At 62.5% G+C, this 22,340-nt stretch carries 18 protein-coding genes; 11 read left to right on the top strand and 7 right to left on the bottom strand.

The window, feature by feature from the left end; genetic code table 11:
* Positions 1-35 precede the first annotated feature (35 nt).
* The 8 genes from AC02Y0_RS10925 (at position 36) to AC02Y0_RS10960 (ending at position 9,242) form a co-directional block, all read left to right on the top strand.
* Positions 36-1,445 carry a multicopper oxidase family protein gene (locus tag AC02Y0_RS10925; protein WP_476383851.1) on the top strand — a complete coding sequence of 470 codons (1,410 nt, stop codon included), beginning with the start codon at positions 36-38 and terminating at the stop codon, positions 1,443-1,445.
* Between the two features lies 1 nt (position 1,446).
* On the top strand, positions 1,447-2,334 hold the full coding sequence (locus AC02Y0_RS10930; protein WP_476383853.1) for an MBL fold metallo-hydrolase: 888 nt from the start codon (positions 1,447-1,449) through the stop codon (positions 2,332-2,334).
* Positions 2,335-2,449: 115 nt separating this feature from the next.
* Positions 2,450-3,595: a ribonuclease D gene (gene rnd / locus AC02Y0_RS10935; protein ID WP_476383855.1), complete on the top strand. Its 1,146-nt coding sequence runs from the start codon at positions 2,450-2,452 to the stop codon at positions 3,593-3,595.
* 3 nt (positions 3,596-3,598) lie between these two features.
* Complete coding sequence (locus AC02Y0_RS10940) at positions 3,599-4,096, top strand: GNAT family N-acetyltransferase (protein ID WP_476383857.1); 498 nt, start codon at positions 3,599-3,601, stop codon at positions 4,094-4,096.
* Between the two features lie 9 nt (positions 4,097-4,105).
* Positions 4,106-5,083, top strand: coding sequence for a small ribosomal subunit Rsm22 family protein (locus tag AC02Y0_RS10945; protein ID WP_476383859.1), 978 nt, complete (start codon positions 4,106-4,108; stop codon positions 5,081-5,083).
* Positions 5,080-6,090, top strand: coding sequence for a DUF2891 domain-containing protein (locus AC02Y0_RS10950; RefSeq protein WP_476383861.1), 1,011 nt, complete (start codon positions 5,080-5,082; stop codon positions 6,088-6,090). The genes AC02Y0_RS10945 and AC02Y0_RS10950 overlap by 4 nt, the downstream gene beginning before the upstream one ends.
* A complete protein-coding gene (gene lhpI, locus AC02Y0_RS10955; protein WP_476384011.1) occupies positions 6,090-7,775 on the top strand; it encodes a cis-3-hydroxy-L-proline dehydratase in 1,686 nt (561 codons plus the stop codon). Before AC02Y0_RS10950 ends, lhpI begins: the two co-directional genes overlap by 1 nt.
* 108 nt (positions 7,776-7,883) lie before the next feature.
* A complete protein-coding gene (locus AC02Y0_RS10960) occupies positions 7,884-9,242 on the top strand; it encodes an esterase-like activity of phytase family protein (protein WP_476383863.1) in 1,359 nt (452 codons plus the stop codon).
* Positions 9,243-9,361: 119 nt separating this feature from the next.
* Here AC02Y0_RS10960 and AC02Y0_RS10965 read toward each other — a convergent pair whose 3' ends face one another.
* The 5 genes from AC02Y0_RS10965 to AC02Y0_RS10985 all read right to left on the bottom strand — a co-directional run bounded on the left by AC02Y0_RS10965 (position 9,362) and on the right by AC02Y0_RS10985 (position 15,667).
* Positions 9,362-9,895: a hypothetical protein gene (locus AC02Y0_RS10965; RefSeq protein WP_476383865.1), complete on the bottom strand. Its 534-nt coding sequence runs from the start codon at positions 9,893-9,895 to the stop codon at positions 9,362-9,364.
* Positions 9,896-10,020: 125 nt separating this feature from the next.
* On the bottom strand, positions 10,021-11,541 hold the full coding sequence (gene ppx / locus AC02Y0_RS10970) for an exopolyphosphatase (protein WP_476383867.1): 1,521 nt from the start codon (positions 11,539-11,541) through the stop codon (positions 10,021-10,023).
* 12 nt (positions 11,542-11,553) lie between these two features.
* The gene (locus AC02Y0_RS10975; RefSeq protein WP_476383869.1) at positions 11,554-13,746 is read right to left on the bottom strand and encodes an RNA degradosome polyphosphate kinase; all 2,193 of its coding nucleotides are present in this window, start codon (positions 13,744-13,746) and stop codon (positions 11,554-11,556) included.
* Between the two features lie 61 nt (positions 13,747-13,807).
* A complete protein-coding gene (gene hdaA, locus AC02Y0_RS10980; protein ID WP_476383871.1) occupies positions 13,808-14,521 on the bottom strand; it encodes a DnaA regulatory inactivator HdaA in 714 nt (237 codons plus the stop codon).
* Positions 14,522-15,667, bottom strand: coding sequence for an AI-2E family transporter (locus AC02Y0_RS10985; RefSeq protein WP_476383873.1), 1,146 nt, complete (start codon positions 15,665-15,667; stop codon positions 14,522-14,524). It lies immediately after the preceding gene.
* A 251-nt stretch (positions 15,668-15,918) separates the two neighbouring features.
* On the opposite strand from AC02Y0_RS10985, the gene purM reads away from it, so the two are divergent.
* The 3 genes from purM (at position 15,919) to AC02Y0_RS11000 (ending at position 19,617) form a co-directional block, all read left to right on the top strand.
* Positions 15,919-16,992, top strand: coding sequence for a phosphoribosylformylglycinamidine cyclo-ligase (gene purM, locus AC02Y0_RS10990; protein WP_307373665.1), 1,074 nt, complete (start codon positions 15,919-15,921; stop codon positions 16,990-16,992).
* The gene (purN, locus tag AC02Y0_RS10995; RefSeq protein ID WP_476383875.1) at positions 16,989-17,645 is read left to right on the top strand and encodes a phosphoribosylglycinamide formyltransferase; all 657 of its coding nucleotides are present in this window, start codon (positions 16,989-16,991) and stop codon (positions 17,643-17,645) included. Before purM ends, purN begins: the two co-directional genes overlap by 4 nt.
* A gap of 118 nt (positions 17,646-17,763) precedes the next feature.
* On the top strand, positions 17,764-19,617 hold the full coding sequence (locus tag AC02Y0_RS11000; RefSeq protein WP_476383877.1) for an ABC transporter ATP-binding protein: 1,854 nt from the start codon (positions 17,764-17,766) through the stop codon (positions 19,615-19,617).
* Here AC02Y0_RS11000 and AC02Y0_RS11005 read toward each other — a convergent pair.
* Both AC02Y0_RS11005 and AC02Y0_RS11010 read right to left on the bottom strand, forming a co-directional pair.
* The gene (locus AC02Y0_RS11005; RefSeq protein ID WP_476383879.1) at positions 19,614-20,213 is read right to left on the bottom strand and encodes an NUDIX domain-containing protein; all 600 of its coding nucleotides are present in this window, start codon (positions 20,211-20,213) and stop codon (positions 19,614-19,616) included. The genes AC02Y0_RS11000 and AC02Y0_RS11005 overlap by 4 nt on opposite strands.
* A gap of 2 nt (positions 20,214-20,215) precedes the next feature.
* A complete protein-coding gene (locus AC02Y0_RS11010; RefSeq protein ID WP_476383881.1) occupies positions 20,216-22,330 on the bottom strand; it encodes a molybdopterin-containing oxidoreductase family protein in 2,115 nt (704 codons plus the stop codon).
* Between the last annotated feature and the right edge of the window lie 10 nt (positions 22,331-22,340).

Genomic DNA, 22,340 nt, shown 5'->3' on the forward strand with positions numbered 1-22,340 from the left:
CTTTAAAAACGGGACGATCAGTGAGAGTTCCGACCGTGACCTTTGTTTCCCGCCGCACCCTTCTCAAATCTGCTGCCGTGCTCGGCGCCTATAGCACCGGCCTTGCGGTAATGCCGCGCCTCAGCCAGGCGCTGGCCGCCACAGACCCGATCGAAATCGAGGCGATGACCGGCGATGTACCGCTCGACGGCAAGCAGGCGACGCGTGGAGTGATGCGCTATGCGCTTGCCGGGCAGACATCTGCAGATCCCTCCCCGCCCATCCTTCGTGCCAGACGCGGCGAAGCCTTCAAAGCGCAGCTGATCAACCGGCTGGACGAGCCGACCACGATCCACTGGCACGGCATCCGGTTGCCGAACGATCAGGACGGTGTGCCCTTCGTCACCCAGCCTTACGTCTATACCGGCGACCGCTTCGACTACGCCTTCTCGCCACCGGATGCCGGCACCTTCTGGTATCACCCACATTGCAACACGCTGACGCAGATGGGCCGAGGGCTGGCCGGTGTGCTGGTGGTGGAAGACGATCGCGATCCTGCCTTCGATGGCGAGGTGGTGCTGAACCTCAGGGATTTCCGGCTCGGCGGCGACAGTCAGTTCATTGAGCAGTTCAAGCCGCGCGATGCGGCGAAGACCGGCACGTTCGGAACGCTGCGCACCGCCAACTGGCACCCCGAACCGCGCTATGACGTTCCGGCCGGTGGCCTCGTGCGTGTGCGCATCCTCGCCGCCGATGTGACGCGCATCTACAATCTCAAGCTCGCCGGCGCCGAGGCGCAGATCATCGCGATCGATGGGCATCCGGTGCCAGAGCGCATGGCCCTCGACATGGCTGTCGTCTCGCCGGGGCAGCGACTGGATCTCGCCATTCGCGTCGCCGACAGCGAAGGTGCGGAGATGGTTCTGGAAGACATCAGACCCTCGACGGCGAAGGTGGTGGCGCGGCTCAGGGCCGTTGGCTCATCGCTCAAACGCAATCTCGGGGATCTCGGGCCGCTCGCCGAAAATGCCGGCGTCGATGCGGATCTCTCCAACGCGACCGAGATTCCGCTCGTGCTCAGCGCCACTGCCGAAACTGCCGCCCGCGATTCGATCTGCGGTACGCTCGGCTATTCCTTCTGGGCGATCAACAAGGTGCCCTACCCGGGCGACACACCTGATCCGACCGCACCGATCGCGGAGCTGAAGTTGGGCCAAACCTATCTGCTCAATGTCGAGAATGTCACGCCGCACGCCCATCCGATCCATCTCCATGGCATGAACTTCAAGGCCATCTCTTCGAACAAGCGCGAGGTCCAGCCGCTCGTCTCGGATACCTACCTTGTGCTGCCGGATGAAAAGGTCCAGCTTGCGCTGGTGGCCGACAACCCGGGCGACTGGGTCTTCCATTGCCACATCATCGAACACCAGAAGACCGGGATGACCGGCTATTTCCGAGTGACATGACATGAGCCTTGCCGAGACGATGCGCATCCACGAGCCCTATCCGGGGCTGTATGCCTATTACGACGGACGCATCCTCGGCAAACGTCTGCATTCCGACAAGCCGAACTGGCTCGACGACGGCGCTTACGGTCTCGGCGTTGCGAGCTATGCGATCGTTTCGGGGCGCGAGGCGCTGGTCTATGACACGCATATCTCCTTCGATCACGCGCGCGCCATCCGCAGCCATCTCTCCAGCCTCGGCGTCACCAGTATCCGGGTCGTGCTCAGCCACTGGCATACCGACCATGTCGCGGGCAATGCGGGCTTCATCGACTGCCCGATCCTGTCGAACAAGCTGACGCGGGACACGCTGATCGAGAAGCGCAAGGTGCTTGTCGCCAAGGACCCGCCGATCAATCCGGTCGTCATGCCGACCGAGACCTTTGACGGCGAGATGCCCCTTGAGGTCGGCGACATCACGGTAAAGCTGATGCAATTCGACATTCACAGCGCCGACGGCACCGTGCTCCTTTTGCCGCATCTCGGCGTGCTGCTGGCGGGCGACACGCTCGAAGACACCGTTACCTATATCTCCGAGCCCAATAATACGTCTCGGCACATCGCCGAACTCGACCGGCTGGCGACACTCGATTTTGTCAGGATCCTGCCCAATCACGGCGACGAGACGGTCATTGCCGCGGGCGGCTATCCGCCATCGCTGATTACGGCCACACGCGATTATCTGACGCGGCTGCTCTTGCGTCTCGACGAACAGGAACTGTCCGACGAGAGCCTTGAGCGCTTCATCGCACCGGAACTGAGCGCCGGAACCCTTACCTATTTCGCGCCCTATGAGGCGGTCCACAGCCAGAATATTGCCGCGCTGAAGGCTGTTTCAGCCGACGATTAAGGGACTTCACCCTTTGAAGAGGGCTTACAGGCCCCGTTTCCCGGTCGTTCATATTGACAAGGAAGGCCAGAAGGGAAACTAAGGTTGATCCTTTAGTTTCCATGACCGAGCCGAAATGATCGATACCACTGCCGCGCTCGAAGAGGCCTGCCGCCTCCTCGCTCAATCCGATTTCATCACGATCGACACGGAATTTCTCCGCGAAACGACCTTCTGGCCGGAACTCTGCCTCATCCAGATGGCGAGCCCGGAACATGAATACATCGTCGACCCGATGGCCAAGGGCCTGGACCTCAAGCCCTTCTTCGAGCTGATGGCCAATTCCGCCGTCGTGAAGGTCTTCCATGCGGCACGCCAGGACATCGAAATCATCTTCCATCTCGGCGATCTGATCCCGCATCCGATCTTCGATACGCAGGTTGCGGCGATGGTCTGCGGCTTTGGCGACTCGGTCTCCTATGACCAGCTCGTTCAGAAGGTGAAGAACGTTCATATCGACAAGACCTCACGCTTCACCGACTGGAGCCGCCGTCCCTTGTCAGAGAAGCAGCTCGATTATGCGCTCGCCGATGTCACCCATCTGCGCGACGTCTATCTGAAGCTGAAAGGCCAGTTGGACGCAGAAGGCCGGGCGGAATGGCTGACCGAGGAGATGGCGATCCTCGAATCCCGCGAGACCTACGACCTTCCGCCGGAACAGGCCTGGCAGCGGCTGAAGATGCGGCTGCGCAAGCCGACCGAACTTGCCGTCATGCAATATGTCGCAGCCTGGCGCGAACGCGAGGCGCGTGCCCGCAACGTACCGCGCTCGCGCGTGTTGAAGGACGATGCGATTTACGAAATCGCGCAGCAGCAGCCGAAGGACGTGGAGGCGCTTGGGCGCCTGCGCACCATCCCGAAGGGCTGGGAACGGTCCAGCTCGGGCGCTGCCATCCTTGAACAGGTCAATGCGGCGCTCGCACTTCCGAAGTCGGAGATGCCGCATCTGGAGCGCCACGCCCATGCGCCTGAGGGCACGCAGTCGGCGGTCGAACTGCTCAAGGTTCTGCTGCGCCTCACCTCTGAAAAGCACGGAGTCGCCTCCAAGGTGATCGCCAACAGCGATGATCTGGAGAAGATCGCGGCCGAAGGCGAAAAGGCCCAGGTGGCAGCACTTCAGGGCTGGCGCAAGGAGCTGTTCGGCGACCTCGCGCTCAAGCTGATCTCCGGCGGCGTCGGCCTGCGCTTCGTCGACAAGCGCGTCGAAGCGGTGGAGTTCTGATCCGTGACGGCGCTTTCCCTGCGCCGTGCAACGGAGGCCGATATCCCGTTCATCATGGAGACCGAGCGCAAGCCGGGCTATGACCAGTTCATCGGACGCTATGGCGTTGACGAGCACATGGCGCAGCTTGCGAACCCCTCGTTTGCGTATCTGATCGGCGAGAACGCCGAGGGCGCGTCCCTCGGCTTCGTCATCCTGATGGATCTCAACCGGCGCGACGGCAATGCCTGCGTCAAGCGCATCGCCGTTGCGAGCCCGGAAAAGGGCGTGGGCACACCACTGCTGGCAGGCGCCGTCGACTTTGCTTTTCTTGAAACCAATGCCCACCGCCTCTGGCTCGATGTGGTGAGCGGCAACCTGCGTGCGCAAACGGTCTACCGCAAGATCGGCTTCATTCAGGAAGGCGTGCTGCGCGAGGCAGCGCTTCTGCCCGACGGCAGCCGCGCAGATTTCCTCCTGATGTCCATTCTCCGCCCCGAATGGGCGGCGCGGCGCGGCTGAGGACACCCCATGGAACTTCCCGCCCCGCTTCGCTCCGCCGTCGACCAGATGCTCCAGGGCGAACCGCTGGAACGGCTCGCCAAGGCGAGCGCCATTCTCTCGGATCGCTATCGACGCGAGGTGCGCGACGGGCGGTTTCACATCGATGATGGTCTCGCCGCAAAGGCCTATCTTGCGACCCGCCTGCCCGCCACCTTTGCTGCGGTGCGCGCGGCACTGGCTATGGTCGAGGATGCGGCACCGGATTTCCAGCCGGAGACCCTGATCGATCTCGGCTGCGGACCGGGCACAGCACTCTGGGCGGCCGCCGACACCTGGGGCAGCCTCAACTCCGCCGAGATGGTGGAAGCGAGCGGCGCGATCCGCAGCGTCGGTGAAAAACTAGCCGCCTCCGGCAGCGTCAAGAGCCGCTGGCAGGCCGGCGACGTCACAGCCAGGATCCCGACGCTTGGGCCAGCCGATCTTGTGACACTCGCCTATGTCCTGGACGAACTTCCGCCGGCAACCATCGGATCCGTCACTGAAAAACTCTGGACGCTGACCAAAGGCATGCTCGTCGTCATCGAGCCGGGTACACCGGCCGGATGGCAGCGCATTCTCGCCGTCCGTGACAAGCTCCGATCCCTCGGGGCGCATCTCGTGGCGCCCTGCATGCATGCGGAAAACTGTCCGATCGTGGCACCGGACTGGTGCCACTTCTCAAGGCGTGTGGCGCGCTCGCGGGTGCATCGGATGGCCAAGGGCGCCGAAGTGCCGTGGGAGGATGAGAAGTACGTCTTCATCGCCGCTTCGCGCGAGCCTGTCACGATCAGCGGCGACCGGGTGCTGTCTCCGCCGCGCGTCAATGGCGGTGTCGGGCGGGTCAAGCTCTGTCGGACCGATGGCACTGCCACCGAGCTGACGCTCAGCAAACGCGATGGCGAGGCCTTCAAGGACATACGCCGGGCAGACTGGGGCGACCGGCTGGAATTGGGAGATAAGGGATGACCACGCGGCTGACATCCGAGCTTGCCTCCCGCTTTGCGACCATCGCGCTCGGCCATGTCACCCGCGAATATCCCAACCATATCCTGCATGGGCTCGAAGGGCCTGAGGATGCGAAGACGCCATCCGAGCTTCATCCAGTCTTTTACGGCAGCTATGACTGGCATTCCTGCGTGCATGGCTACTGGATGCTGGCGCGGCTTTTGCGCCTCTATCCCGAGATGCCGGAGGGGCTGGCGATCCGTGATCTCTTCTCAACGATGCTGGTGCCCGACAGGATCGTCGGCGAATGCGGCTATTTCGACCGGCCGATGGCGCGCGGATACGAGCGTCCCTATGGCTGGGGCTGGTTGCTGAAGCTTGCCGCCGAGTTGCACGGCCACGAGAATGCAGCCTGGGCCAAGGCCTTGTCGCCGCTGACGGAGCGGATCGTCCAGCGCTTCCGCGACTTCCTGCCGCTTGCCACCTATCCAGTGCGAACAGGCACGCATTACAACACCGCCTTTGCGCTGAGGCTCGCCGCCGACTATGCCGACACCGTCGCAGATGACACTTTCTTCGATCTGCTGCGCGCCACGGCGCAACGCTGGTACGGCTCTGACACCGCCTGCCCTGCCTGGGGCGAACCTTCAGGCGATGACTTCCTGTCACCGGCGCTGATCGAGGCGGAATGCATGAGACGGCTTCTGCCGGCTGGCGAATTCGCCCACTGGTTCGATGGTTTCCTGCCAGACATTGCAGCCAAGCAGCCGCGCACGCTCTTTGCCCCCGCCTCCGTCTCCGACCGCTCGGATGGCAAGATTGCCCATCTCGATGGCCTAAGCCTCAGTCGCGCCTGGTGCTGGGCCTCTCTGGCAGGCATTCTGCCGGACACGGACCCGCGCCGACCCGTGATGATCAAGGCCGCGCATGGGCATCTCGAAGCCGGGATCGCGCATGTGGCTGGCGACTATATGGGTGAACACTGGCTGGCGAGTTTTGCGGTCCTGGCGCTTACGGAGACGGAATGATGAGCAGCCTCCATGACACCGTCAACATATCGGGCCGCGTGCTCGTCTCGGGCTCCGCTGAGGGCGAGGTGCTGTTCACCGATACGGCGCTCAGCTTCTGGGGTGGCGCCGATGCCTTGACCGGCGAGATCATCGACCGGCATCACCCGTTGAGCGGCGAGCGGCTGACGGGACGCGTGCTGGCCTTGCCGACCAGCCGTGGCTCCTGCACCGGCAGCGGTGTGATCCTCGAACTGATCCTCAACGGAAAGGGTCCCGCCGCAATCGTGCTCGAACATCCCGAGGCGATCATCACGCTCGGTGTTATCGTCGCCGAGGAGGTGTTCGGGCGGTCCATTCCGGTGATTGCGGTCGGCAGGCAAGCGTTTGCCGGGCTGAAGACAGCCAAGCGCGTCCGGATCAGCGATGCCATTGCAGGGATTGGCTCTGACATCGCGCTCACGGAGGCGGACAAGGCCATTCTCGCAGGCGAGCGGGGCGAAGCAGCCGCGGTCGCCATGCGGATCGTGCTCCGGATGGCAGCGCTCGAAGGCGCGACAGAGCTGATTGACATCACGCGCGCGCATATCGATGGCTGCATCTATACCGGTCCTGGCGGCCTCGCCTTTGCCGAAAAGCTGCGCGATCTCGGCGGCCGCGTCGTGGTGCCGACGACGCTGAATGCGATTTCGGTCGATCACCGCCGCTGGCAGGCGCAGGGTGTGTCTGAAGCGCTCGGGCGTCCGGCAGCGGCTGTGGCCGATGCCTATGTGGCGATGGGGGCACAACCGACCTTCACCTGCGCGCCCTATCTGCTCGATGACCGGCCCGCGCGCGACGAGCAGATCGTCTGGGCGGAATCGAATGCCGTCGTCTATGCCAATAGCGTGCTCGGCGCGCGGACGATGAAGTATCCGGATTATCTCGACATCGCGATCGCGCTGACGGGACGGGCTCCCAAGGCCGGCTGTCATCTGCCGGAGGAGCGTGCCCCGCAGGTCCGTGTTACCGTGCCGCCGCTTGAGGACGTCGATGACAGCCTCTGGCCACTGCTCGGTTATCTGATCGGGACCGTTTCGCCGGATGCCATTCCGCTGGTCGAAGGGGTGTCCGAGCATCGGCCCGACACAGACTCGCTGAAGGCCTTCGGGGCAGCGTTCGCCACCACCTCGGCGGCTCCGATGTTCCACATCGCTGATGTCACACCGGAGGCGCAGAGCCCCGATGCTTTCGCGGCGCTGGGCCTGCCGACGATTGCACTCACCTACGACGACCTGCTGCGGGCCTGGCGCGAGCTGAACGGCGCAGATGCCGGTCCTGTGCAGGTGGTCTCGCTCGGCAATCCGCATTTTTCGGCCACCGAACTGGCAGCGCTTGCCGCGCTCTGTCGCGGGAAGACGCGGCACGCGAACGTGCCCCTTGTCATCACATGCGGACGCGCCGAGATGGCAAAGGCGGAAGCGGCAGGCGATGTGGCTTTGCTCACCGACTTCGGCGTGACCCTCGTCAACGACACCTGCTGGTGCATGGTGACCGAACCGATCATTCCGGTCGATGCCCTGACCATCATGACCAATTCCGGCAAATATGCCCATTACGGCCCGGGCCTGACCGGGCGTACCATGCGTTTCGGCAGTCTGGCGGCCTGTGTGGAGGCAGCCGTCACGGGTGAAGATCGCGGCGATCTGCCCGCTTGGCTCGGCTAGCCTGTGGGTAACGGGTGGCGTCACTGAAACTTCACCCAACGGCAATCGGTGCGACATGAAGGCTCCTTAAGGACAGCGGCGTTTCCTCCCTTCCAACAAGGTGACGCCATGACCAAATCCCTTTTGACTTCTGCCGCGCTCTTCATCCTTTTCGTCTCTCAGGCCTCGGCCGAGGAGAAGACCTTCCCGGCGAAGCTCGTCAACCATGCCATCCTGCCGGCGAACACAATCATCGCAGCACCGGCCGATGCGCCCGATTATCTGAAGACCTCCGGCAAGTTCTCGACCGCAGACCGGAAGCGTGCGGACGCGCTCGGCAGCGTACCCGGCAAGGACGGTGTGCGCCTGACGGGCCTGTCGCTTCCTTTCGACGGCCAGCCGCTGCAGGGCTTCTCCGGCATCAAGGCCATGGCAGACGGCACCTTTTGGAGCCTGTCCGACAACGGCTTCGGCTCGAAGAGCAACTCGACAGATGCGATGCTGATGCTGCACCACCTGACCTTCGACTGGGATGCCGGCGCGGTTAAGGTCGAAAAGACCCTCTTCCTCACCGATCCCGACAAGAAGGCCCCCTTCCCGATCACCATGGAAGGCTCGGAGAAGCGTTACCTGACCGGTGCCGACTTCGACGTCGAATCCATCCAGCCGGTGGCGGATGGTTTCTGGGTCGGCGAGGAGCTTGGCCCTTACATCCTGAAGTTCTCGACCGAGGGCGTGCTGACCGACGTCATCGCGACGAAGGCCGGCGAGATCGACGTGAAGTCACCCGACAATCCGACCCTCGTCGTGCCGGCCAATCCAGCCGCCAAGATGCCGGTCTTCAACCTCAAGCGCTCCGGCGGATATGAAGGCCTTGCCATGTCGAAGGACGGCACGAAGCTCTATGGCATGCTCGAAGGCCCGCTTTATCTCGAAGACGGCTCCGTCGAGAAGGCCGATGGCCTCACGGCACTGCGCATCATCGAGCTCGATGCCGCCTCCAAGGCCTGGACCGGCAAGACCTGGCTCTATCCGCTGTCGGAAGGTGGCGAGGCGATCGGCGATTTCAACATGATCGACGAAACGACGGCCCTCGTCATCGAGCGTGACAATGGTGCGGGTGTGGTTGAAAAGGCCTGCGCCGATCCGAAGGCGCCGGCTGCCGACTGCTTCGCCGTTCCGGCCAAGCACAAGCGCATCTACAAGATCGAGATGACGGACGAGAATGCCGGCAAGGCCGTGCGCAAGATCGGCTATATCGATCTGATGAAGATCGAAGACCCCGACAACAAGAAGCGTCAGGGCGGCGGCGAAGGCTTCTACGACATGCCGTTCGTCACCATCGAGAATGTCGACGTGGTCGATCCGACCCATATCATCGTCGGCAATGACAACAACCTGCCATTCTCGGCCGGCCGTGCGCTCGACAAGGCCGACGACAACGAGTTCGTCCTGCTCGAAGTCGGCGCTTTCCTCGCGGCGAAATAAGCGACTTCAAGATCTCCCGGTCGGGCACCGAAAGGTGTTTGGCCGGGACCATCAAAGAGAAAGGCGCAGGGTCTCATGATCCTGCGCTTTCTTTTAACGAGGCTGGGTGCGCGTGATCGTCAGGTCGGCTTGGCGCAGGCCGCCTCGATCGGTCCCATGGCTTCAGCCGCCCCGGTCAGCGGATAGGCAAAGGTCTTCTCGCCAATTGTGAACTTCAGCTCTGATCCCTGCTTGAGCATCCGGGCGATGGCTGAATCGAAGGCCGGGCGCGCTTCGAGGAATGTCAGCTCCATCTCTTCCAGAAACTGGATCTCTGCATCGACGACCAATTGGTCGGTGGCAGGCGGCGCTGTCACCGTCAGCTTTAACGTGCCGCTCTTCGGTTCGAAATCCGGATCCAGCGAGAGCGTCATGATAAATGCGCGTGCCGGCAGTTCACAGCGGAAGCTCACCGGCACATCATCGGTCTGTGGCATGCCGTAGAGGAGCACGGCGCCACCCTCCTGCGTCTCCCCCATCCATACACGCGCCTCTTCGGCGTGGACGTTAGGCACAAGGAAGATCAACGGCGAGGTGGCCAGCGCCAAGGCCAGCATCGTTTTGCGGATCGCTGCGGGGAGCGGTCCTTGCTTGGGATTGCTGCTGACCGCCATGACGCCCTCTCCAATCAAGGCTGCAAATCTTGGAGATTTGTAGCCCGTCCCTCAGACGCGGGCAATCGCCATCGCGATCACAGCACTCAAGCGAGAGATGGGTGGATAGGAGTGCGCTTGCGCCCCTATTCGAAGACGAAGGCCAGCCTCTTGCCCGTCAGCTTCGACAGTTGCATCAGGCGCCCGTCGAGCCGCTCACCGGCAAAGTCCTGATAGGACTTCGGCACGACGAATTCGAGATCGAGTTCGGGATTATCCGAGCGGCGGAAACTCAGATTGTGTACCACGCCCGGCATTGAGGCCGAGAAGAGATAGACCACCCTGAGCATGCCACCGACGAGCTTGGCGCGGTCGAGCAGACGCTCGGTCGCGATGGCCGCAAGGGGCCCGGTCTGGCCGTCGTCATGCAGGCCTTCGAAGCGGTAGTAATTGGTGAGCGCAATGAAGGCGCGGCCCGGATGGGTGATGCCGACAAAGGAGGAGTGAGCGATGACGTTGAGCGCCTGCAGCCCGCGATAGTCGGGGTGAGCGCGCCAACTGATATCGGCGAGCAGGCAGGCGGCCTGGCGGTAGCGGCTTTCCTCTTCCGTTTCCTCGATGTCGAAGAAGGGCATCATCTGGCCCGTCCAGTCTGCGAGTTCGCGGGCATGTTCGGGCGAGCGGGCGCGGAGGATCGCCAGTTCGTCGGCTGCCTCGATCAGCGGATCGAGCGCCTGCTCTTCTTCCAGCAACAGCGAATAGAGATAGCCTTCGCGCACGCCTTGTGCCGAGAAGCAGACGCTCTTCGGCTGCATGGTCTCGATCACCTCGCGCATGGCGATCGCGCCGAAGGGGATCAGGTTGCGCCGGCTCTTGGAGATCGTCGACCAGGCCGGATCGCGGCTGTTGGCGCCCGAGATGATCTCCTCGAGGAAGAAGGCGATCTCATCATAGGGAAGCTCATAGCCCTGCATCATGTGCAGCGGATATTTGCGGATTTCCATGTGCAGCTTGGCGATGTTGCGCCAGGTGCCGCCGACTGCATAGAAGGTGCGGCCCTGCCCCTTCTTCAAAAGGCTTGCGTCGCCGATCAGCTTCTTGGCAAAGGTCCGCGCCTTGGGCAGAGAGCCCTCGACGGTTTCCGACAGGCGCAGGCCGCCGAGCGGCAAGGTAATGCCCTTGCCGAAACCCTTGCCCTTGATGTCGATGAGTTCAAGCGATCCGCCGCCGAGGTCACCGGCGATGCCGTCTGCATCGTGGAAGCCGCTGACAACGCCAAGCGCTGAGTATTTCGCCTCTTCCTCGCCTGTCAGGACCAGGATCTCCTGGCCGAGGATTTCCTCGGCGCGGGTAATGAAATCGGGGCCGTTCGACGCTTCGCGGGCGGCAGCGGTTGCCAGCACATACATGCGGGTCGCCTGGGCCTGGTTGGACAGCGCGCGGAAGCGGCAGAGTGCTGCGAGCGCCCGCTCGACACCATCCTCGTCCATGCGGCCGGTCGTCGCCACGCCCTTGCCGAGGCCACACAGGACCTTCTCGTTGAAGAGAACCGTCGGCGCGCGGGCAAGGCCCTCATAGATCACCAGACGGATCGAGTTTGAGCCAATGTCGACAACGGAGACAGGGGCGATACCGGGAAGACGCCCCTGCGCTTCAGATCTTACCATGAGGTACCAGTGTTATCTTTTCCTGCCGGAAATCAGGCCGGCAATCAGTTTCGGTGCGCTCGATTTCAGTGCTTCCCCGCGGCCTGACAGGCTCGGATTGGTCATGAAATACTGCTGCGCGTTGAAAGGTTCCTCACCCTGCCGCACTTCAATGCGGCGAGACGTGCCGTCGGCCAATATCTCGTAGCTCTGCTGGTTGTCAATCAGGTTGCCCAGCATGATCTGGGACAGCACCTGCTCATGCACCGTGGGGTTAATGAGTGGCACCAGAGTCTCGACGCGGCGGTCGAGATTGCGCGGCATCATGTCGGCCGATCCGATATAGACGAGCGCCTTTTCTGACGGCAGACGATGGCCGTTGCCGAAGCAGAAGATGCGGCTGTGCTCGAGGAAGCGCCCGACGATCGACTTGACGCGGATATTCTCGGAAAGGCCTGCCACGCGCGGGCGAAGGCAGCAGATGCCGCGGATGACAAGATCGATCTCGACACCTGCCTGGCTTGCGGCGTAGAGCGCATCGATGATCTCTGGGTCGACGAGCGAGTTCATCTTCATCCAGATCTGCGCCGGGCGACCGGCCTTGGCATGCGCGATCTCCTCGTGGATATGCTTGAGGATGCGCGGGCGCAGCGTGTAGGGCGAGACGGCGAGCTTCATGCCCTCTTCCGGTTCGCCATAACCGGTGATGAAGTTAAAGACATTCGCCATGTCATGGGCGATCTTCGGGTTGCAGGTGAAGAAGGACAGGTCCGTGTAGATCTTCGCAGTCACCGGATGGTAGTTGCCGGTGCCCAGATGGCAGTAGGTCCGGAGCTTGCCGTCTTCGCGGCGCACGACCATGGACATCTTGGCATGGGTCTTGAGCTCGATGAAGCCGAAGACCACCTGAACGCCTGCGCGCTCCAGATCGCGCGCCCAGCGGATGTTTGCCTCTTCGTCGAAGCGGGCCTTGAGTTCGACGAGCGCCGTCACCGATTTGCCGGCTTCGGCGGCATCGATCAGGGCGCGCACGATCGGGCTGTCGTTCGAGGTGCGGTAGAGGGTCTGCTTGATGGCCAGCACGTCCGGATCGCGGGCAGCCTGCAACAGGAACTGCACCACCACATCGAAGCTCTCATAGGGGTGGTGGACGATCATGTCCTTTTCGCGGATCGCGGCCAGGCAGTCGCCGGCATGTTCTCTAACACGCTCAGGAAAACGGGCGTTGTAGGGCTCGAAACGCAGGTCGTCGCGCGGTGCCTTGGTGATTTCGGAAATGGTGTTGAGCGCAAGCAGACCGGGAAGTACCGCAACACGATTGTCGGCGACGCCCAGTTCATGAACCACGAACTGACGTAGCGCGAGCGGCATCTCGCTGTCGACCTCGATGCGGATGACGGAGCCGCGGCGGCGACGCTTGAGTGCGGTCTCGAAGAAGCGAACGAGATCCTCGGCCTCTTCCTCGACCTCGATATCGCTATCGCGGATAATGCGGAAGGTGCCGAAGCCCTTCACCTCATAGCCGGGGTAGAGCCGGTTGATGAACAGGCCGACCATGTCCTCGAGCGTAATGTAGCGGATTGTCACGCCCTCGTCCGGCAGGCGCACGAAACGGTCGAGCGTCGGCGGCAGGCGCAGGAGCGCGGTCATCGGCTCGCCGGTGCGGCTGGAGCAGAGCTGCAGGCCCATGGAGAAGCCGAGGTTCGGAATGAAGGGGAACGGGTGGGCCGGATCAATCGAGAGCGGCGTCAGAACCGGGAAGATCGAATCCTCGAAGGTCGTTGCCAGCCAGTTCTTGTCCTCTTCGGAGAGCGCCGCGGGCCGTACGATCAGGATGTTTTCCTGCGAGAGATATTGCTGCAGGACTGCAAGCGAGGCCTGCTGTTCCATCTGCAGGTTGTCGATTTCCTTCAGGATGTCGTCGAGCTGTTCTGCAGGCGTCTTGCCATCGGGGCTCTTGATGGCGATGCCCTGGCGGACCTGCCCTTCCAGACCCGCGACGCGGACCATGAAGAATTCGTCGAGATTGGCGGCCGAGATCGACAGGAAGCGCACGCGCTCAAGAAGCGGATGGGCGGTGTTCAGCGTTTCCTCAAGGACGCGGCGGTTGAACTGCAGCCACGAAAATTCGCGGTTGATGAAGCGCAGAGGGCTGGTCAGCAGGTCTTCGGCGGGTGCCACCTCTGCACCGGTTTCGCCGTCCGTGCCGTGTACTGCGCTGTCCATGATTCGCCCCCTCGTTGTCGTTGCTGCCGATTATAACAGTTTAGCGACAGTTCTGTGACGACTACTCGCGCCCGCCTGCCGCCTCCAGCGTTTCAAGCACCTCTGCAGCCAGACTGCGGCTGATCTTGGAGCGGCGCGCCAGCGCCAGCTTGTCCATACGATCGACCACCACCTGGGCAGCCAGGAAGGAACGCTCCATGCGGCTCACGATATAGCCGACAATCTTGTCATCGATATAAAGCTGGCGATCGGCGAAAAGCTTGGTGATCAGTTGGCCGAGCAGTTCTTCATCGGGCGCACCGATCTCGACCACGGTCGCGGCCTTCAGGCGCGAATTGAGGTCGGCCAGTTTGACATTCCAGGACGGCGGAAAGCTGCGCGAGGTGATCAGCAGCGTCGTGCCGTGCTGGCGCACCGAATTGATGACATGGAAAAGCTCCACCTCGTCGAAACCGGCGCGATCGGCATCCTCATACAGGACGGGACCGGCAGCAGCGGCCTCGGAGGCACCCTTGCCCGCTTCAAGGACGATGTCCGATGCGCCGCTGATATCGCGGAAGATCTGCGCGAGATGCGATTTCCCCGAGCCTTCCGGGCCGGTCAGTATGACCACCGGTGACGGCCAGTTCGGCCAGGCGTCGACGATCGACACGGCGGCGGCCATGCGTTCGGAAACCAGCAGGTCATCGCGGCCTGTCGCCGAGCCGTGCTCGAAGGCGAGCGGCAGTTGTTCGGCGGCTCCGCGCTTTTCGGGAGCCATCTTGGCGTCAGTCATTCACTTCTCTGGGGCTTGGGATGTGATCTCACCGACGGAGGCTGAAGGCGGCTGCACAAGCACCACCGAGGTTCCGTAATAGAGATCGCTGTCAAGATAACGCGAGATGGCGAAGCGAACAAGGACGCCGACGGCGGCGGCTGCCGGCACCGCCACCAAAACGCCGACGAAGCCGAAGAGCGCGCCGAAGGCGAAGAGGGCGAACATCAGCCAGACCGGATGCAGACCGACACTTTTGCCGACCAGCTTGGGCTGCAGGATATTGCCCTCGATGAACTGGCCAAGGAAGAAGATGCCAGCGATCACGCCGACCCAGATGAAGTCCGGCCAGAACTGCACAAGTGCCACGCCAAGCGCCAGCAACAATCCGACGGTCGAGCCGACATAGGGAATGAAGCTGATCATGCCGGTGAAGAAGCCGATGAGCAGCCCGAAGTTAAGACCGGCAGCCGAGAGCGCAATCGCGTAGAAGATGCCGAGGATCAGGCACAGCGAACCCTGGCCGCGCACAAAGCCTGCAATCGTGTTGTCGAGTTCGGTCGCGAGCTGGCGCACCGTGCCGAGCTGGTTGCGCGGGACCCAGCTGTCGACCTTCTCGATCATGCGATCCCAGTCGAGCAGAAGATAGAAGGCGACAACAGGCGTGACGACGAGGAGCGAGGCGATGTCGAGAAGCGCCTTGCCGGAATTCCAGATCTGCTCGACCAGGGTGCCGAGAAAGCCGACCCCCTCGCTCAGATAACGGGAAAAGTTCTCCCGGATCGTGCCCATCTGGCCATCGACCCAATCCGGCAGCCACGAGGCATTCGAGGTCGAGACGAAGGTCTGCAGCTGCGTAATATAGCCCGGCACGCGCTGGATGAATTCATTGAGCTGGCTGGCGAGCACCGGGATGATGATCATGAGCGACAGCACGAAGATGACGACGAAGGAGACGAGGATCACAACCGTCGCCATCAGGCGGCTGAGGCCAATGCGCTCCAGCCGGTCGGCGACCGGGTCGAGAAAGTAGGCGAGCGCCATGCCGGCGATGAACGGCAGCAGGATCGACGAGAACAGCATGAGGAAGGCGATGAAGATCGCAAGCGCCACCAGCCAGAAGAAGACCTGGCGGCGAAGGCCGATTGCACTGATATTGCGAGCCATATCCGTCTCCGTTTTTGAACTTTACCGCCAAGTTCGGGCCTGCGCGGGCACTCTTCACCTGCTGCTGCGCTGCACTAGGAGATAGGTTACCGGCAAAGCCTTGGTCAAGAACTCGCACCCTCAAGACCACGACAAGTGATGATCGAGGCCGAGATTGGCCGGGAAATCGTGCACTTCCCCGGCTCGCTGCTTGCATCTGAGGGCTCTTCATGCCATGGCCAGCCCAAATTCTCGCAGGATCGGAGGCAGGCATGAGCCAGGCTGGCAAGAACGGGTTGACCTATAGCGATGCGGGCGTCGACATCGACGCGGGCAACCTGATGGTCGAGAAGATCAAGCCGGCTGTGAAGTCGACGCGTCGTCCCGGTGCGGATGGCGAAATCGGAGGCTTCGGCGGCTTGTTCGACCTCAAGGCCGCAGGCTTCAAGGATCCGATCCTGGTCGCCGCCAATGACGGCGTTGGCACCAAGCTGAAGATCGCCATCGACGCCAATATCCATGACACCGTCGGCATCGACCTCGTCGCCATGTGCGTCAACGACCTCGTGGTCCAGGGTGCCGAGCCCCTGCTCTTCCTCGACTATTTCGCCACTGGCAAGCTCGACCCAGACCAGGGTGCGGCGATCGTCCAGGGCATTGCGGCCGGCTGCCGCGAGGCGGGCTGTGCGCTGATCGGTGGCGAGACCGCCGAAATGCCGGGCATGTATTCCAAGGGCGATTATGACCTCGCGGGCTTTGCCGTGGGCGCCGCCGAGCGCGGCGAACTGCTGCCGGCTGGCGACATCGCCGAAGGTGACGTGATCCTCGGCCTCTCGTCCTCGGGCGTGCACTCCAACGGCTTCTCGCTGGTGCGCAAGATCGTCGAACTCTCGGGCCTTGCCTGGGATGCGCCCGCTCCCTTCGCGGAGGGCCAGTCGCTGGGTGCAGCGCTTCTGACGCCGACCCGCATCTATGTGAAGCCACTCCTGAAGGCGATCAAGGAAACCAAGGCGCTGAAGGCGCTCGCCCATATCACCGGCGGCGGCTTTCCTGAGAATATCCCGCGCGTGCTGCCGAAGCATCTCGCTGCCGAGATCGACCTTTCGTCCTTTAAGGTTCCGGCCGTCTTCTCCTGGCTCGCCAAGACCGGTGGCGTTGCCCAGAACGAAATGCTGCGCACCTTCAACTGCGGCATTGGCATGATCGTCGTCGTTTCCGCCGACAAGGTGGACGACGTGACCAAGGCACTGGAAGCCGAGGGTGAAACCGTCGCTCGCCTGGGTCGCATGATTGCCCGCGAAGAGGGTGCGCATGGCGTGACCTACAAGGGTACGCTCGCCCTATGAGCGCCCGGCGCCAACGCGTCGTCGCCTTCATTTCCGGCGGCGGATCGAACATGCTGGCGCTGGCCAGGGCTTGCGAGGCGGCGGACTATCCGGCCGAAATTGTCGCGGTTTTTTCCGACAAGCCTCAGGCCGGCGGTCTCGCCAAGGCGGAAGCGCTCGGCATTCCGACACACGTGTTCGAGCGCAAGGCCTATGGCTCCAAGGCCGAGCATGAGGCCGCAATCCTCGCCGCACTCGCCGAGATCGGCCCGGACCTGATTTGTCTCGCCGGTTACATGCGCCTCCTCTCCGGCGATTTCATCCGTCCGCATACCGGCCGGATCCTCAACATCCACCCGTCCCTGCTGCCGCTCTTCCCCGGCCTGCACACCCATCAGCGGGCAATCGAGGCAGGCATGAAGGTCGCGGGCTGCACGGTGCATTTCGTCACCGAAGGCATGGATGAAGGCCCTGTTATTGCGCAGTCGGTCGTGCCCGTACTGATCGAAGACACGGCAGAGACGCTGGCGGCACGCGTGTTGACCGTCGAGCACCAGACCTATGCGGCGGCACTGAAGCTGGTTGCCTCCGGCAGCGTCTCCATGCGTGCCGATGGCAGCGTCGAACGGCTGACATCAGGAACGGATGCGGAAGCCAGGTTGATCAGCGCCTGAGGCCTGGCGTGCGATCTGTTCAACCCCCCGTTTAAATCTAAGGGTTCCTCTCTCCGCCGGACTCAGCTCTATTCGTGTTCTCATTTTGATCACGCAATGCTGTTGCCAGGGACCTTTCATGACCTTGTCCGATCGGATTTTCACTCCCTTTGAAAGGCTGCTCCGACCGCTCGAAGTGCCGTATCGAAGGATTCCGAGTGATGGTCCCCTGCGGCTGGTCCTGCATTTCGTCGCATATGCACCGAAGTCGTTTTTGGTCGTGCTTGCCCTGTCGGCCAGCGTCGAGATCGTCAATCTGACTGTTCTCTGGGGTGTCTCGCATCTGATCGACGGCATCTCCAGCCAAGGTCTGCTTCCCTATCTCGATGCCCATCGCTGGCCGCTCGCTGGTTTCGTCGCGCTCTTTTTCCCGGTGCTGCCGCTGCTGATCTTTCTCTGCAATGCGTTGGGCGCCCATGTCCTCAGCGTCAGCCTTCCCACACTCATCCAGTGGCATGGCCACAAGGCGGTCGAAAGCCAGGATCTCGGCTTCTTCCATGACCAGTTTTCGGGCCAGGTGGCCAGCCGCATCGCGCAGGTGGCAGGGGCCGTCAAGCAACAGATGGCGGCGGCGGTCTGGACGCTGCCAATCTTCTTTGTGCAGATGGTCGGTTCGGTTGTGCTTTTAACCGCGCTTTCCTGGCCGTTGACGCTCCCGGTCCTCGTGTGGATCGCCATCAATGGCGTGATCGCAAAACAGGCCGTGCCGCAGTTTAGCGCAACGGCCAAGACGGCGGCGCGGGCGCGCAGCCGCGTGGTCGGGGAGATGACCGACCTCTACAGCAACATCCAGACGGTCAAGCTCTTTGCCGCCGAGGACAGCGAGGCCGGTGCGCTGCGGCGGGTGATGGAGCGATCGATGACCGCACAGTTTCGCGAGCGCCGCATCGGCCTTACCGCAGATCTCCTGGTCATCTCCTCCAACACGTTGCTGTTCATCGCCATCTTTGCAGTCAGCCTCTGGGGGATTGCCGATGGCTTCGTCACGCTCGGCGAATTCGTCGCCGCGATAACGATCACCCAGCGGCTAGCCTCCAATTCCCGCGGTTTCCTCAATCTTGGCCAACAGATTTCCGAAGCGATCGGCACAATTCGCGACGCCATGCCTGTCATGACCACGCCGCCGACGGTGGTTGATGTGCCGGAAGCGAAGGCGCTCATCGTCGAGCGCGGCGAGATCCGCTTCGACTGTGTAAGTTTCAAGTACCACGAGAGCCAGAAGGTCATTCACGACCTGTCGCTATCCGTTTCAGCGGGCGAGAAGGTTGGGCTCGTGGGCTTGTCCGGCGCGGGCAAGACCACGCTGGTGAGCCTGCTTCTGCGCCTCTATGACCTAGACGGCGGGCGCATTACCATCGACGGGCAGGATATCGCCGACGTGACCCAGGCGAGCCTCCGAGCGCAGATCGGTTTCATCGCTCAGGACGTATCATTGCTGCATCGCTCGGTCGGCGACAACATCCTGTATGGCCGGCCGGGTGCTGCGCAGGCAGAGCTGGAAGCTGCGGCACGCCTTGCTCAGGCCGATGCCTTCATCGCCGACCTGAGAGACAGCGAGGGACGTACCGGTTATGCGGCCTATGTCGGGGATCGTGGCGTCAAGCTCTCAGGCGGGCAACGACAGCGCGTCGCCATCGCCCGCGTGCTACTCAAGGATGCCTCGATCCTGGTGCTGGACGAGGCAACGTCGGCGCTGGATAGTGAAGCGGAGGCGACGATCCAGGAGAAGCTCGACTTGCTGATGGAAGGCAAGACAGTGATCGCCATCGCCCATCGGCTTTCCACGATCGCCCGCATGGACCGCATCGTCATGCTCGACAAAGGACGGATCATCGAGGAAGGAAGACCAGACGATCTTCTGTCCTCGGGTGGCCTCTATAGCCGCCTGTGGGCGCGTCAGACCGGCGGTTACATCGCGACGCTGGACGATTAAGCGCCCCCGGCACTCCGCCGCAACGCCGCCCATTGCAGCAGCATGATCGTCTTGGCGTCGATGATCTCGCCGGCCTCGACCATCTCCATGGCTTCAGTGAAGGGCAGTTCAACAACCTCAAGGTCTTCCTGCTCGTCGTCGAGCCCGCCACCGTCGGCAATATGGTCGGCATCGGTGACGGCGGCGTAGAAGCCGTGAAGCTTTTCGGTGACCGAACCGGGAGACATGTAGGCGGCGTAGGCAGGGGTGGCCTCGGCGATCCGGTAGCCGGTTTCTTCCAGCGCTTCGCGGAGCGCTGCCTGCAGCGCCGTCTCGCCGTCATCAATGAAGCCGGCTGGCGCCTCCAATAGATAAGGATATTCACCGCTCAGATGGGCTGCGATGCGCAGCTGTCGCACCAGGGTGACGGTGTCGCGCTCCACATTGTGCAGGAGAATGGCCGAGGCGTTGCGGCGATCGAAGACTTCCCAGGTAAGCCTGTGCGGCGCCCTGCCCTCGCGGAAGAAATCGAAGGTGATGCCGCGCAGGTGGCTCCAGCCCTTCCACAGCGTCTTGTCTTCCAGGATCGCGATCCGGGCCTTGTTGAAAATGCTCATGCTCAAGCTTTTCTCATCCAGACCTTGTTGTCATGGAAGGCGGCGCCGCCATGAGGGGCTGCCGGATCCGCACCGGTCAGGACATTGATGCCCTCGCCATCGAGATGGGACTTGTTCGGCCAGAGGCCCTCGGCGACCAGAACGCCTGCCTTCACCGCATCAGTGATCTTGGCGTGGATGCGCAGTTCGCCCCTGACATTGCCGAGTTGGACGATATCGCCATCGGCAAGGCCGAGGCTCAGGGCATCGCCGGGGTTCACCATGACCTCCGGGCGCCCTTCCTTGTCGCGCGAGGTTTTGGTCTCGGCGAAGGTGGAATTCAGGAAGTTGCGCGCCGGCGAGGTCGCGAGGCGGAAGGGATGTTCGGCATCTGCGGTCTCGATAAGGTCCACCTGGTCGGGGTAAATTGGGAGCGCCTTGACGGGCCCCAGCGAACCGAGCTTTGCCGGCGGCTTGTTGGGGGCGGGCGTGTTTTCCCAGTCCGGCTTGAAGCGGAACTTGCCGTCCGGATGGCCAAAGCCGTTCAAATAATGAGCGTCATCGAAAGCCGGCTGGCAGTCGAGCCATTTGTCCTCGATCAGCGTGTCGAAATCCGGCTTGCCGCTGATGTAGAGCATGCGCTCTATATGCTCGCGCTCGGTCTTGCCGAAGCCGGGGCGATCAGCCACTCCGAGGCGTTTTGCCAGTTCCTCGATGACGAAGAGATTGGTGCGCACCAAGGGCGGCGCATCGACGAGCTTCGGTCCGAGCAGGATATGGCTCTGGCCGCCACCGCGATAGATGTCGTCATGCTCGACGAACATGGTGGCCGGCAGCACGATATCGGCGAGTTCAGCTGTCTCGGTCATGAACTGCTCGTGCACGGCAACGAAAAGGTCGTTGCGCAGGAAACCCTGCTTCACCAGCCGCTGTTCAGGCGCGACATTGACAGGATTGGTGTTCTGGATGATCAGCGCGTCGACCGGACCGCGATGGCGCAGAGCTTCCGCGTCCCCGGTCAGCACTCGACCGATCTGCGACTGGTCGAGCATGCGGATATCAGGGTCGACCATGGCCGTGCCCATCAGCTCGGCCTTGTTCAGCTGGAAGATGTCGCTGTTCGAGTGGAAGGCGCCACCGCCCTCGTATTGCCAGGCGCCGAGCACGGTTGCGAGCGACAGGGCCGCGTGCATGGAGACGGCACCATTGCGGCTGCGGGTGAAGCCGTAGCCGAGGCGGAAATAGGTCTTTTTCGTCTGGCCGACGTGGCGGGCGAAGGCCTCGATCTCGTCGACGGAGAGGCCAGTGATCGCGGCCGCCCATTCCGGCGTCTTGTCCTTGAGATGGACTTCAAGCCCTGCCGGATCATCGGCGAATTTCGCCATGTATTCGCGGTCCGCATAACCATCGCGGAAGGCGACATGCATGGCAGCGCAGGCGAGCGCGGCATCGGTGCCGGGCTTCAAGATCAACGCCATGTCGGCTTGCTTCATCGTCGGATTGTCGTAGATGTCGACAACGACGATCTTGGCGCCACGATCCTTCCGCGCCTTGATCGCATGGGTCATCACGTTGACCTGGGTTGCGACCGCATTGGTGCCCCAGATCACCACGCAATCGGAGACGGCCATTTCGCGCGGGTCGGGGCCGCGCAGTGTGCCGGTGCCCATGACATAACCGGTCCAGGCCATGTTGGTGCAGATCGTGCCGAAGAAGCCGGAGTATTTCTTGGCGTGGCGCAGGCGCTCGATCGAATCGCGCTGCACGAGGCCCATGGTGCCGGCGTAAAAGTAAGGCCAGACGGCTTCCGAGCCGTGGCTTTGCTGGGCCTTGACGAAAGCGTCGGCGATCTCGTCAAGGGCGGCTTCCCAGGTGACATCCTGCCACTGCCCTGCCCCCTTGGCGCCAGCGCGACGCACGGGTTTCATCAACCGGTCGGGATGGTAGAGCCGCTCGGCATAACGCGCGACCTTGGCGCAGATGACGCCCGCCGTGTAGCTGTTCTCGGTTGCCCCGCGCATACGACCAATGCGACCGTCCTCGGTCAGTTCGACGTCGAGCGCGCAGGTGGATGGACAGTCATGCGGACAGGCCGTATGACCGACCGACCGGTTTCGGATGGGGCTCTGAATGTTCATGGGCCGGTTA

The organism is Allorhizobium sp. nf9_anc (genome assembly GCF_056323085.1).

What these genes read in the sequence shown, in the direction of transcription:
- AC02Y0_RS10930 (WP_476383853.1), top strand. Translation starts at nt 1,447, where the DNA reads ATGAGCCTTGCCGAGACGATGCGCATCCACGAGCCCTATCCGGGGCTG.
- rnd (WP_476383855.1), top strand. Translation starts at nt 2,450, where the DNA reads ATGATCGATACCACTGCCGCGCTCGAAGAGGCCTGCCGCCTCCTCGCT.
- AC02Y0_RS10945 (WP_476383859.1), top strand. Translation starts at nt 4,106, where the DNA reads ATGGAACTTCCCGCCCCGCTTCGCTCCGCCGTCGACCAGATGCTCCAG.
- AC02Y0_RS10950 (WP_476383861.1), top strand. Translation starts at nt 5,080, where the DNA reads ATGACCACGCGGCTGACATCCGAGCTTGCCTCCCGCTTTGCGACCATC.
- lhpI (WP_476384011.1), top strand. Translation starts at nt 6,090, where the DNA reads ATGAGCAGCCTCCATGACACCGTCAACATATCGGGCCGCGTGCTCGTC.
- AC02Y0_RS10960 (WP_476383863.1), top strand. Translation starts at nt 7,884, where the DNA reads ATGACCAAATCCCTTTTGACTTCTGCCGCGCTCTTCATCCTTTTCGTC.
- AC02Y0_RS10965 (WP_476383865.1), bottom strand. Translation starts at nt 9,895, where the DNA reads ATGGCGGTCAGCAGCAATCCCAAGCAAGGACCGCTCCCCGCAGCGATC.
- ppx (WP_476383867.1), bottom strand. Translation starts at nt 11,541, where the DNA reads ATGGTAAGATCTGAAGCGCAGGGGCGTCTTCCCGGTATCGCCCCTGTC.
- AC02Y0_RS10975 (WP_476383869.1), bottom strand. Translation starts at nt 13,746, where the DNA reads ATGGACAGCGCAGTACACGGCACGGACGGCGAAACCGGTGCAGAGGTG.
- hdaA (WP_476383871.1), bottom strand. Translation starts at nt 14,521, where the DNA reads ATGACTGACGCCAAGATGGCTCCCGAAAAGCGCGGAGCCGCCGAACAA.
- AC02Y0_RS10985 (WP_476383873.1), bottom strand. Translation starts at nt 15,667, where the DNA reads ATGGCTCGCAATATCAGTGCAATCGGCCTTCGCCGCCAGGTCTTCTTC.
- purM (WP_307373665.1), top strand. Translation starts at nt 15,919, where the DNA reads ATGAGCCAGGCTGGCAAGAACGGGTTGACCTATAGCGATGCGGGCGTC.
- purN (WP_476383875.1), top strand. Translation starts at nt 16,989, where the DNA reads ATGAGCGCCCGGCGCCAACGCGTCGTCGCCTTCATTTCCGGCGGCGGA.
- AC02Y0_RS11000 (WP_476383877.1), top strand. Translation starts at nt 17,764, where the DNA reads ATGACCTTGTCCGATCGGATTTTCACTCCCTTTGAAAGGCTGCTCCGA.
- AC02Y0_RS11005 (WP_476383879.1), bottom strand. Translation starts at nt 20,213, where the DNA reads ATGAGCATTTTCAACAAGGCCCGGATCGCGATCCTGGAAGACAAGACG.
- AC02Y0_RS11010 (WP_476383881.1), bottom strand. Translation starts at nt 22,330, where the DNA reads ATGAACATTCAGAGCCCCATCCGAAACCGGTCGGTCGGTCATACGGCC.